The following is an 11013-nucleotide window of genomic DNA, read 5'->3' as shown; positions in this document are numbered from 1 at the left end:
CCCGTCGATCCCGGCGGTACTGGTCCTGGCGGTGCGGGAGGTCCCGTCGATCCCGGCGGTACTGGTCCTGGCGGTGCGGGAGGTCCCGTCGATCCCGGCGGTACTGGTCCTGGCGGTGCGGGAGGTCCCGTCGATCCTGGTGGTGCGGGAGGTCCCGTCGATCCTGGTGGTGCGGGCGGTCCCGGCGGTCATGATCATGGCGGTGCTGGCGGTCCCGGAGCCGCTCGATTCGCCGCCATCGAGTGCTCTCCGAGCGGTGGCACCGCGGCGCAGTAAAGTGCTGCGGATGTTGATCCGTAACCCACTCCTGTAACCGTCGGGCAGCGGGAAGTCGGAGTAGGCGGAGGACCGAGTCCGGGATGTGACTGATCGGGACGGCACGGGGATCCGCTCCGCGCCAGGGCGGGGCAACCGCGGAAGGCAGGGCCGGGGCTCAACTGCAGGGTAGGGGAGCCGGGCAAGGCGCGGCCAACATCCAACTGCAGGGCACCGGCATCGGCCTCTGCCCGTTCAGCATTGGGTTCTCGCTAAAGGGCTGTCCCGTAAATGATCTGCGAGTCGTCTCGGGCATGGTTGACCGCGGTGAAGTCCGTTGATCTATCCGGTGAGGGCGAGGTTGTGCATCCGGGCGATGCCGAGCATGGCGTGGTGGACGCCGTCGCCCTTCAAGCGGCAGTCGCGGAGGATCTTCCAGGTCTTCATACGCGCGAAGACGTGCTCGACGCGGGCCCGGGCCTTCTTGTGGGACTTGTTGTGCTCCTCCTTCCAGGCCGGGAGTTCGCTCTGGCCGCGCTGTCGGCGGTGCGGGATGACGAGTCCGGTGCCCGGGTAGCCGCCGTCGGCGATCGTGAGGGTCTTGCCGACGGCGGCCTTGGCGCCGGACTCCTCCCATGCCTTGCAGTCGTTCCGGTTCCCGGCGAGCGGCCGGCCGACCACGACGACAAGGCGTGAGTCGGCGTCGATGACGACCTGGTGGTTACTAGTGACCCGTCAGCTGGGCCATTCGGCCAACGTGAAAATCGGCCCAGGTGACACGCTCAGCGTAGCGCTGGGGGAGGGGGTCGGCGTCGGTGGACGTCGGGAGGAGTTGTTGCGCTTTGTTTCCGTTGGCACGGGGGATGCGGAGCCCGGCTCAGAGTTCCGCGGGGAGGGTTCGGCGGAATCTGATGGTCTGGTCTCTCCGGTCTGTCCTACGGAGGTGAGGCCAGGTGCCGGTGTGCCGCCGGGGGAGGTGTCGGGCGGTCTGCCGAGCCAGGTCTGAGCGAGGGAGCCGTCGCGGACCTTGAGGGTGACAGTGTCCGGGCGGTCGTGGGCGCGTTCAAGGGTGAGGAGCAGGGGCGGTGAGACGGCGGTGGCGATTTCTCCCTTCGTATTCCAGGCCAGGTGCAGTCCGTCGGCGCCATCGCCGGGCTTCGCGGGGCAAGCGTGCAGCTGGAGGGTTTTGTGGCCCGCGGTGTCCAGACACAGACCCGGGTCCGCGGCGTTGCGCACTATGGAGTCGTCGCCGAAGATCCACTGCTGCCGGGCAGCCGATGTACAGCGGCTGGTGACCACGTCCGCCGTCGGGCGGAGGGCGCCGTCGCGGACGTCCAGGCACTGGCCAGTCGCGGCGTTGCGCAACAATGTGCGGAAGGCGTGGGTGCTGGGCCGCGAAGCGGCCGAGCGCCCGCCCGGATTCGTGGCCGGGGGCTGCCGGGTGTTGCTGTACGACGGTTCGGCCGCGTGGCCGCTCAAATCGGGGATGAAGCGGACCGCCGCGGTGGAGGCGGCGACAAGGGCGGTGGCGACAACGACGGCAACGGTCCCCGGGCGCGCCCGTGTGCGGAGGGCGGCATGCGGTGAACGGGGGAGCCTGGCTGTGTCGGTCCGTGGAGCCTGTCCGGGGTCGCCCAGGTACAGCTCGGCTCCCCAGGCCACCATCCCGTGGACCAGGATCAGAGGCAGCCGGTCCATGTGCTGGGTCAGTTCGTGGCCGGCTGCTCGGCAGCGGGCGCAGCCCGCCAGGTGCCGTTCCAGATCCGATGCCCCCTGGTCGGTCGTTGTGGCGCGGGTAGCCGCGTCCAACAGGCTGGCGTATGCCAGGCAATGGCGGTCGGTGGTGCCCGTGAGGTGGGCCTGGACGCATTCCTCGCGGAAGAGCGTGCGTGTCTGGGCCAGATGCTGTGCGGTGACGTGATCGTCCCGGCCGGTCAGGCGGCTGATCACCGTTGGCGGATCGAGCTCGACCACGCTGTGCCATAGCAGGCACTGGATCTGCTCTGGCAGTTTCAGGAAGGCCCGGTGGGCAAGGGAGGGCTGGAGTCCCTCCTTGCCCACGCGGACGTTGTCCGGTTCGTCCAGCCAGGCCAAGAGTTCGGCGCTCAGCTCCGCTCTACGGCCGCCCTGCACCCAGGCACAGGCGCGTACGAGAACCGCGGCGAGCAGAGTGGGGCGCCAGGCGAATGCCGTGGCCTCGTTGTCCCGGGCCTCCCGCTGGGTGCGGAGGAACGCTTCCCTGGCCAGTTCCGTTGCCGCGGCCGACCTGCGGGTGCACAACACGGCATAGCGGTAGACGTTCGTCCAGTGCCGCGCGAAGAGCTCCTCCAAGACGAGGAATGAATCACCACGTCGCGGGCTCAGGCGTACCAGCGCGGTCAACGCGGCGTCTGAAAGGCCCGGTAGTCCCTGGCCGGGTGGTCTCTCACTCAAGGTGCCCTCCTGATCGGGGGATCAACCGCGGACCAGAGTTTAGAATTGCTGAATGCCGTTCAGAGATCTCAGCGGTCGAATCTTCCCCCTCGGGCGTTGAATCCGCAAGCAGATCGGGGCAGCAGGCCTGCGACCTGTGGATGCCCGTCCCTGGAATCACCCGTGATCGGCCGTTACTGATGATCTCTGTGTGGTGTCGCCGTGCAGTCACCAATAGGACCAGCTCAGAGGGGCTGCTGCACGCGACATCACGCTCGGAATGCCGAACGCATCGCGAATCCGATCTCGCTCCTAAAAGAGCGTTTTGTCCCGGTGAGGTTGTTTGGTTCGAGGTTCAGGTGTCGCGCCAGTTCGGGGTGGATTCGCTGGGTGAGTCGTCGGCTTATGAGGTCGATCATCGCGACGTGGATTATGGCTTCGGAGCGGTGGGAGTGGGTTTCGTAGTCGCGGGCGAGGCGGCGGTGGTGCATGAGTCAGCCGGTTCGCTCGACCACCCAACGCCGGGGGATTACTTTGAATCCTTTGACGCCGGGGTCGCGTTGGACGACTTGGACGTCGATTCCGAGGCGGGCGCCGTGGTCGATGGCTTTCGTTCGATAGCCGGTGTCGGCCCACGCCCTTCCGTTGTTCTGGACCTCCACGCCCGGGTACACGACCGATCCGCAACCGCCCGTCGTGGCAGGTCACGGAGCTCGCGGGGAATTGCATGTCCGGCCGTCCGCGGATGTCTCGGTTCGGGCGGCCATCCGATGTTGAAGGCGTTCCGTCCAGCCGTCACCGTCCCCGTACCGCCGCGGTGGTACGTCCTGTATCCGTACATCTGGGGTGGTAGGTGCAGTGTCCTCTGTGGGGAGACGCGGTTCCGGGTCTGGTCACGAGAGTCTGGCATCAGTGCAGAAACTGACTGATATCGGACTGCGTTTTCGCAGCTCGGAGACTCAAGGAGTGCTCATGTCTACCTGGATCGTGTCCATGCCCATCCGCTCGTTCGACGGCGCTCTTGGGCACCAGCATTACGTCGTCGAGGGCGTGGATGCCGACAGTGCGCTGGACGAGGCCCTGTGGGAGGCCGGGAGTCTTGTGGCCCGCTTGCATCGGCGCGATGCCCTGCTCAATGTCCAGGACATCGTCGTTGCCCCGGCCAGGACGGATTCCCTGCAACCGGAGATCACCGACCTCCGGCACTCACTACACAGCCACGCCACGCGATGAGGGAGGCCCGGGTGGACACCGCTCCTGCGCGTATCTGGGGTCATGCCACAGCTGCTGATCCCAAGGAACGCCTCGCGCCCTTTCCTCGTTTCAGTGGCGCCGAACCCTGCCAGGACGCCGCCTTCGACCCGAACCTGTGGAGCAGTGATGACCGCACTGACCGGGTCACGGCCCAGCTGTCCTGTCTGAGCGGTTGCCCCACCCGCGAGCCGTGTCTGGCGTGGGCGATCGATCACCCTGCAGAGGCCAGCGACAGCATCTGGGCCGGCACCACCAGAAATCGCCGGCGGGTGCTGCGCCACGAATTTTCCCCCACTGTCACCTCGAAGGAGTCGGTATGAGTTCCCGGGACACGGCCCTGCTCATGCTCAAGAGCCGCCACCAGTGTGGGGACATCCAGCACGTGACAGGCCTGAGCACGGGGCAGCTGGCTGCACTCGCCGAAGTACAGGGTCTGTCCCAGACCGCGACCCGCTCAGGAGGCCTGCTGTCGGGCATCGACCCGGCACTCCTTCGTGGCATGGCCGCGCTGACGAAGGCCGAACAGACCGCAGACCGACGAGTCCGTCGGCAGTCCGTCCGCGTTCGTGAACTGCTCGGCGTTCTGGTCGACCACCAGAGCCGCATCGCAGACGAGAACCGCATCCGTGCCGAGATCGCCGACATCAACAAGAAGCTGTCGGCGCTGCAGTCGAAGCTCAGCCGCCTCGACACCAGCAGCACCATGATCATCCGAGCCTGGGCCAAGGACCGGGGCCTCCCAGTCAGCCGGGGCGGGGTACTGTCCGCCAAGGCCATCGATGCCTTCGAGGAGCACACCCGGCTGACAGCCCAGGTCGGGCAGGCCCGTGCAATCACCGCGGCCCGTCTCCAGTGCGAGATCGCCAACCTGAGGCGCAGCCGGACAGCCGCATGCAGGCGGCTGGAGCACATGACCAGTATGTCCACCGCCGAGGTTCAGTCCTCGGCCGAGGGGCAGGACTCGGACGTGCCCGTCGGGAATGTGCTGCCCGCGCACTCCGTTACTGATGATCTCTGCGTGCTGTCGCCGCCCAACGTGAAAGAACCGCAGACCAGGGACCAAGCAACCTGGCGCCATCACGCCGGGAATCTCAGTAGCGCGCGCCTGGAGGACGGCCGGAAGCCTGGACCACCTCCGGTCATGGTCGCCACCGAAGCGCCTGGCGCTATGCCTGCCTCCTCGCAGCGTGCCCACCACGAGCAGACGCCAACAGGAAAGGCAGCCGGGCGCAGCGTCGAGAGGTGCGGCCAGGAGGCAGCCGGTCCGCGCCCGGGGCAGCGGGGATGGGTCCGTGTCCAGGTGGCCGAATCCTTCGATCCGCCACGGGACTTCTGCTCGGGTCACTGTGCGTCGGTCGCCATCGCACACGCTGAAAAGCGCATGCCAGCCGTGCCATGACACAGATACCGCCCCTCGCTGGATGCCCCTACTTGCCAACGCCCGCCGTCACGCCGGAGACCGGTGGCTGACCGAGGAAGACGAACAGGACCAGGGGGAGCCTCTTGGTCCCCGCGGCTGCCTGCACCCACCATGGCTTCGCCCCGCCCTGGACAGCACCGTCGACCGGACAGCCCTGCTCCGTCAGCATGAGCGCCTCTGTACGTGAATTTACTGATGTTTCAACTTCTTTTCCGGGCAAGGGAATTGACGGGGTACGATCATGGCGCCCAATTCGACATGGGGGCAGATCTCCCTTTGCGTGGGCGTCATGTGTCCTTGATGCGTCAATCACCTCGGCTGCTGCGGTACACGCGCGACATGTGGCTGGCGTGCCGGAATCGGTGAGAGGTGTGGGCGGGGGCTTTCCTGTCGCGCCCTCTTGCTCAGCATAGAAAGAGATCCTTCAACCATGCGGAGTCGCTGATATGGCTGTCTTGGAAAGTCAGATGGAGGATCTCTGGAGCCGGCGAAACGAGACGTCGGTCCACATCGCCGAGGCAGCCGCCGCCGTTGGTGCTGCTACCGAGCAGTCGCGATCCAGGAATCTGCCACGCGCACCCGGCGACGCACCGGACGGTTCGCCTCGTCCGGCATGCCCTCCCTTGCCTCCAGCATGGGAACAGCGGCTGCCGAACTGGAAGCCGCCATCACCTGGTGCTCGCGCTCCCGGAACGCATGAACCGGGGTGATATCGATGTCATGTGCCAGTGCGGGCGCCAAGGTCCCGGGCGCCGATGTGGCCTACTGGGCCGTGAGTGTCGCTCTCCAGCTGCACGACAGCGAGGGCTATACCGGTCGCCCCTATGGAGGAGTGGCTGCGCGACATCCGCGGTTTGAGGATCGCTGACGGTTCCAAGGGCACGCCCTACCGCGCGCTGGCCCACTCCCTGCTGACGGCCTCCGCCCCAGGCGGGCATGTCGGACCGCTCGCCCATCTGTGAGGCTGCGTACCGGGCGCTCCGGCATGCCCGACCGTACGCAGGGCACCGCATTCCCACCCCTCACGCAGGTTGTTTCTCGTGTCCGCTGAGCTACGCCGTGGCCGTCGCCGACAGGCATCCCCTCGCTGCTCGAAGCCCGATGTTCAAGGCAGGAACCCACACATGGAGACCGAGGCAGACACACCTTGGTTGAGTCCCACCGAGCAGTTCGCTTGGCACACTCACCTGGCTGTCACCCGGATGCTCGCCCACCAGCTGGAGAGAGACCTGCAGCCCTTCGGCCTGAGCCTCGGGGACTACGAGGTCTTGGTCACACTGTCCGAGTCCGCAGCGCAGAGGATGCGGATGAACGTCCTCGCAACTGCCATCTTCGAGTCAAGAAGCCGCCTCTCGCACCACATAGCCCGGATGGAGAATGCGGGTCTAGTCCGGCGCGAACGCTGCACGTCCGATCTACGAGGGTTCTACGCCATTCTCACCGATCACGGTGCGCGCATGATGAGGACTGTCGCTCCCCATCATGCGCGCGCCATCCGTCGTCACTTCACCGACCTGCTCTCGCACGAGGCGCTCGCCGGCCTACACACTTCGCTGGAGATCATCGAGCAGCACTTACACAGTCTTCGGGACGGGCGCTGACCCGGAGATGGAGGTCTGCACGAGCTGTGGCTGCCACCGCTGGACCGGTGGCTCCGGGGCGGCGGCCGGAGCCGGGCAGCGGGAAGCGTCCCGCCTGGCCCAACCCGCGCCGTGGCCCACACCCCGTTCCGCCCCGGCCCGCATCTGCCGATCCCTCGAAGCCCGTGCGAGGCGGGAAAGCCGTTCATAGGGGACCGGATACCGGATAGGGCCAAGGCGTCCACTGTCCGAGCAAGCAGTCATTTAGCCTTTGTGGTGGCGCGGCGAGTTCCTTACACCTTGGATTAGGCTGATGGCGCTCGGGGCCACGCAGGTGTGACGGCCCGGTCAGGGTGCGCGATGAGCATCCTCAGCAGGTCGCGCGGCCGCATATCCGGACATAGCGGCACATATTTTGCTTCGTCAGGGCCTCCCAGGATGGGGTACCCACACTGGCTGGGATACCAGGACTCGAACCTGAACTAACGGAACCAGAAACCGTCGGGCTGCCAATTACCCCATATCCCATTTACTCCGAAGGTCCCGGGAGCTAAGGCCAGTCGGAGTGTGCCCTACGTGTCACAACGCAGTAGGGCCATGTGCCTAATCTATGCACTCTCTCCGTGGCACTCGGTGATTATCCAGCGTGTCGATCAGGGTTTTGGATTTTGGTACGCGAGGCCTGTCGAGTGATCCAGTCGGGACGGAGGCATTGTCGTGTCGTCTCGGTAAAGGGCATGACAGGGCGCGTGTCGTCGGTTCCGAGAACCGCGATCACGGTGGCGCCGCGGTGTAGAGCTCGCGTACGACCAGTCAACCGCAGGACGTTGCCACCCGCCGCCGGCACCTATTCTCCGATTCGTCTTCCGTTCGAGTTCCGGACGTCGCAGATGCGGACCGAGGCTTCCTTCGCAGCCCTCTGCGGAGCAGCCCCCGTGCCCGCCTCCAGCGGCAGGACCAACCGGCACCGCCTCTCACGCGGTGGTGACCGGGTAGCCAACGCTGCCCTCTACCGCATCGCCTGGTCCGCATGGGCAGCGACGCCCGCACCCGCGAGTACATCGCGCGGCAGACCGCCGCCAGCCGGACGAAGAAGGAAATCATCCGGCTCCTGAAACGGGCCATCGTCCGCGAGATCTACCGCTGCCTGACCACCACGGTCACCGTTCCGGACATCGCCTGCCTGCGACCCCTGCGGCAGTCCAAGAACATCACCCTCACAGCCGCCGCCCGCCACATGAGAGTCTGGCCAGCCGGAATCTCCACACTCGAACGCGGCACCCGCCGCGACGACGACCTCGCCCACGCCTACCGCGACTGGCTCCAAACCGCTTGACCAGCAATAGGAGCATCAACGCAGCGAACTCCGCCGCTTCGCGGCTCCGGTCCAGGGATCGCCTGTCCCCGGCATGAAGGCCGGGGTTTGCGGCGAAGAATCAACTGATCAAGCGAGCTGGGCGCGCAGGTGATGGTGGTCAGCAGCTGGGCGGCGACGCCTGCCGCGCCATCAGTGACTCGCCGGGTGACCGGATCCGATCAGGGGACTCTTTCCGCCTGGGCGGCCTGCCCGATTGCGGTTGTGGCCATACGACCATAGCGTCAGCGCGTCGGAATCATCCGAAAAGCCAACATAATCCCTTATGTTGGCTTCCCCATGACATCGAACGGAGCCTTCACCATGTCGGTGATGACCGGTACCCAGCCCCTGCAGCAGTTCGGTCAGCAGATCGCCGGGCCGCAGCAGCAGCTCGCGCAGGTCGTCCAGCAGTCGATCCAGCAGGCCTGCCAGCAGGCGAGCCAGCAGATCGCGCAGCGCATGCAGCAGACGCTGCAGCAGATCCAGCAGGTCCAGCAGCAGCTGCAGCAGCAGGGCCTGGCCCACCAGGCGCACCCGTACCTGGCCGTCGCGCTGCACACGTCGCTGATCCAGGGCGTGCGCAGCGCTGTGGAGCAGTCCGTGCAGCAGGCGCTGCCGACCGCGATCCTGACCCTGGTGCAGCAGTCCCAGCAGGGCCAGCAAGGCCAGCAGCAGTGGGGCGGCGGCTTCGGCCAGCAGCCGTTCGGCCAGCCGTACCCGCAGCAGTACCAGCAGCCCGGCTTCGGCCAGGCGGGTCAGCCCTTCGGCATCGGCTGATCCCTCACGGCGCGCAATGCGGTGTGCCCAAGAGCAGCTCTTGGACACACCGCATCACCGTGGAAGCGCGGGCGGCCCGTCATCTGGATCAAAAGCACAAAGACCGATGCAGGCATGGTGAAGGTGGACGTGATGGTCAAGGACAGGCCCGGAAGCAAGCCCCGCAACAACCGCCAGAGCGAATCCGAGGGCGCAGGGGCCGGCGGACCGGGACCCGAGGACAAAGAACCGGTGCGACGCAAGAACAGCGCGCCGTCACCGGTGGCGGCGCGACCGCGCCGGCAGCGGTACATGGTGACACCGCTGCCGCAGCAACTGCTACCACCGGGAGTGCCCGAACTGAGTATGGACGCAGTGTGTGACCGGCTCGAGGGCATGCCCGACGTCACAGTGATCCGCCGCCTCCAGCCGTCCGAGAAGCTGCTGACGGCCGGGGCGATTCCCTCCTGCCCGGAGATCGCGGTTGTCGAAGCCGCCGAGACCCAGCTGCCGGCAATGCGGACACTGCACGTGCACATCGAACCCGATCTGCCACTCTCCGGCACCGGACCCGCCGCCACGCCGACCGCAGGGATGCTGCCACTGCGCGACCCAGGGCTGGTTATGCCGCTGGACAAGCCCGCGGAGATCTCACTACGTGTCTGCGGCCCGGACGGTGAACCCCTGGCCGGCGCAGGCGTCTTCCTGATCGGGGCAACCTGGCCGACCCAGGGCATCACCGCCGCCGACGGAACGGTCACCATCACCCTGACCACGGATACCGAAGAGTCCATCCAGTCCCTCTACGTCCGCCCCAAGGGCGGCTATACCGACCGCTGGATCCACCGCCCCGACCTCTCGGCGACCCGGGAGAACGTCGTCACCCTCACCCCGCTCGCCACGGTGTACCCGGAGCTGGAGGAACGCCAGCAGTATGGCTGGGGCCAGCAGGCCATGCGGCTGGACCGGCTACCCCCTACGTTCCGTGGCTTCGGCATCAAGATCGCTGTCATCGGCACAGGCGTCAGCATCGACCATCCTGATCTGAAACAGCGGGTGCGTTCCGGGACCGATGTCGTCCGCGGCACCACCGAAGGCTGGGCGCACGACCTGGTCGGCAGCGGCACGCACACGGCTGGCATCATCGCTGGCGCAGACACCGGCAAGGGCACCATCGGCATCGCCGTAGACGCCGAACTCGACGTCTGCCAGGTACTGCCCGACGGCCACTTCAGCGACCTGATCGCCGCCCTCGACCACTGCATCGAGCACGAGGCCGACATCGCCCACATCGCCGTGGCAACCCCGTACCCGTCGGCACTGGTCTCCCGCAAACTCGCCGATGCCACCGCAGCAGGCATCGCTTGCATCGCACCGGCAGGCGACACCGGCGGGCCGATCGCCTTCCCCGCATCGCTGCCCACCGTGTTCGCCGTAGGCGCCCTGGGGGCCTACGGCACCTACCCGCCCGACACCTCCCACGCCACCCACACAGGACCGCAGCTCACACCCGAAGGACTGTTCGCTGCCCCGTTCAGCTGCCACGGCCCCGGCATCGACGCAGCCGCCCCCGGCGTGGCGGTCCTGTCGTGCGCCCCGGAGGGCGGCTATACGGCCCTCGACGGCACAGGCACGGCCTCAGCCCACATTGCCGGCCTGGCCGCCCTCATTCTCGCCCACCACGAGGTCTTCCACGGCCAACTGCTGCCCCGCGGACCCGGCCGAGTACAGCACCTGTTCGACTTCATCGCCGCCAGCTGCCGCCCACTCGCCGCCCCCGGCACAGTGGAAGCCGTTCGCACCGGACGCGGCCTGCCCGACGCTCTCACGGCCCTCGGGCTGACAGCCGGCATGCAATTCGCTCCGGCCCTGACACCCTTCATCACCCCGAGGGGATCCTGTTCACCGGCAACGCCCGCCAGGCCATCGCGGCCACCCTCGCCTCCCTGGTACGGCCGGGTGGCCGTGTCGGCGTCGAA

The 11013-nt window shown here is 67.0% G+C and carries 9 protein-coding genes, 1 tRNA gene and 4 pseudogenes; 9 read left to right on the top strand and 5 right to left on the bottom strand.

The features are described from left to right. A pseudogene (locus tag ABZ471_RS44445) lies at positions 1–313 on the top strand (hypothetical protein); the annotation flags it as partial. 284 nt (positions 314–597) lie between these two features. On the opposite strand, the pseudogene ABZ471_RS44440 reads toward ABZ471_RS44445, so the two are convergent. The 3 genes and pseudogenes from ABZ471_RS44440 to ABZ471_RS44430 all read right to left on the bottom strand — a co-directional run. Then, positions 598–984, bottom strand: a pseudogene (locus ABZ471_RS44440) (transposase); the annotation flags it as partial. 6 nt (positions 985–990) lie between these two features. Next, on the bottom strand, positions 991–2586 hold the full coding sequence (locus ABZ471_RS44435) for a ricin-type beta-trefoil lectin domain protein (RefSeq protein ID WP_359074857.1): 1596 nt from the start codon (positions 2584–2586) through the stop codon (positions 991–993). Between the two features lie 393 nt (positions 2587–2979). Continuing rightward, positions 2980–3308 (bottom strand): annotated as a pseudogene (locus ABZ471_RS44430) (IS5/IS1182 family transposase); the annotation flags it as partial. Positions 3309–3639: 331 nt separating this feature from the next. Between ABZ471_RS44430 and ABZ471_RS44425 the strand changes: the two are divergent. Genes ABZ471_RS44425 through ABZ471_RS44415 form a run of 3 tightly spaced genes read left to right on the top strand, consistent with a single transcriptional unit; the run spans position 3640 to position 5320 of the window. Continuing rightward, positions 3640–3900 carry a hypothetical protein gene (locus ABZ471_RS44425; RefSeq protein ID WP_359074856.1) on the top strand — a complete coding sequence of 87 codons (261 nt, stop codon included), beginning with the start codon at positions 3640–3642 and terminating at the stop codon, positions 3898–3900. A gap of 11 nt (positions 3901–3911) precedes the next feature. Then, entirely contained in the window at positions 3912–4241 is a 330-nt protein-coding gene (locus ABZ471_RS44420; protein ID WP_359074855.1) for a WhiB family transcriptional regulator, read from the top strand. A gap of 23 nt (positions 4242–4264) precedes the next feature. Next, the gene (locus ABZ471_RS44415) at positions 4265–5320 is read left to right on the top strand and encodes a hypothetical protein (protein ID WP_359074854.1); all 1056 of its coding nucleotides are present in this window, start codon (positions 4265–4267) and stop codon (positions 5318–5320) included. A gap of 28 nt (positions 5321–5348) precedes the next feature. Here the strand turns inward: ABZ471_RS44415 and ABZ471_RS44410 are convergent, their stop codons facing one another. After that, positions 5349–5510: a hypothetical protein gene (locus tag ABZ471_RS44410; protein ID WP_359074853.1), complete on the bottom strand. Its 162-nt coding sequence runs from the start codon at positions 5508–5510 to the stop codon at positions 5349–5351. Positions 5511–6465: 955 nt separating this feature from the next. On the opposite strand from ABZ471_RS44410, the gene ABZ471_RS44405 reads away from it, so the two are divergent. Beyond that, positions 6466–6942, top strand: coding sequence for a MarR family transcriptional regulator (locus ABZ471_RS44405; protein ID WP_359074852.1), 477 nt, complete (start codon positions 6466–6468; stop codon positions 6940–6942). 432 nt (positions 6943–7374) lie between these two features. On the opposite strand, the gene ABZ471_RS44400 is transcribed toward ABZ471_RS44405, so the two are convergent. Then, positions 7375–7449, bottom strand: a tRNA-Gln gene (locus ABZ471_RS44400). Between the two features lie 209 nt (positions 7450–7658). On the opposite strand from ABZ471_RS44400, the gene ABZ471_RS44395 reads away from it, so the two are divergent. The 4 genes and pseudogenes from ABZ471_RS44395 to ABZ471_RS44380 form a co-directional block, all read left to right on the top strand. After that, positions 7659–8036 (top strand): transposase, encoded by a 378-nt coding sequence (locus ABZ471_RS44395; RefSeq protein ID WP_359074851.1) that lies wholly within the window; start codon positions 7659–7661, stop codon positions 8034–8036. Further along, positions 7952–8257, top strand: a complete 306-nt coding sequence (locus tag ABZ471_RS44390; protein ID WP_359074850.1) for a hypothetical protein — start codon at positions 7952–7954, stop codon at positions 8255–8257. The genes ABZ471_RS44395 and ABZ471_RS44390 overlap by 85 nt, the downstream gene beginning before the upstream one ends. Before the next feature lie 318 nt (positions 8258–8575). Continuing rightward, on the top strand, positions 8576–9055 hold the full coding sequence (locus ABZ471_RS44385) for a hypothetical protein (protein ID WP_359074849.1): 480 nt from the start codon (positions 8576–8578) through the stop codon (positions 9053–9055). 114 nt (positions 9056–9169) lie between these two features. Continuing rightward, a pseudogene (locus ABZ471_RS44380) lies at positions 9170–10657 on the top strand (S8 family serine peptidase); the annotation flags it as partial. Positions 10658–11013: the final 356 nt, after the last annotated feature.

Source organism: Streptomyces sp. NPDC005728, assembly GCF_040630895.1.
GTDB lineage: Bacteria > Actinomycetota > Actinomycetes > Streptomycetales > Streptomycetaceae > Streptomyces.
Note: the sequence above shows the minus strand (reverse complement) of the source record. Positions and strands in the feature narration are given on the sequence as shown.

Excerpts from the sequence above, each read along its gene's own strand:
- ABZ471_RS44395 (WP_359074851.1), top strand. The coding sequence starts at position 7,659 with ATGACAGGGCGCGTGTCGTCGGTTCCGAGAACCGCGATCACGGTGGCG.
- ABZ471_RS44390 (WP_359074850.1), top strand. The coding sequence starts at position 7,952 with ATGGGCAGCGACGCCCGCACCCGCGAGTACATCGCGCGGCAGACCGCC.
- ABZ471_RS44385 (WP_359074849.1), top strand. The coding sequence starts at position 8,576 with ATGACATCGAACGGAGCCTTCACCATGTCGGTGATGACCGGTACCCAG.
- ABZ471_RS44415 (WP_359074854.1), top strand. The coding sequence starts at position 4,265 with ATGCTCAAGAGCCGCCACCAGTGTGGGGACATCCAGCACGTGACAGGC.
- ABZ471_RS44405 (WP_359074852.1), top strand. The coding sequence starts at position 6,466 with ATGGAGACCGAGGCAGACACACCTTGGTTGAGTCCCACCGAGCAGTTC.
- ABZ471_RS44425 (WP_359074856.1), top strand. The coding sequence starts at position 3,640 with ATGTCTACCTGGATCGTGTCCATGCCCATCCGCTCGTTCGACGGCGCT.
- ABZ471_RS44410 (WP_359074853.1), bottom strand. The coding sequence starts at position 5,510 with ATGCTGACGGAGCAGGGCTGTCCGGTCGACGGTGCTGTCCAGGGCGGG.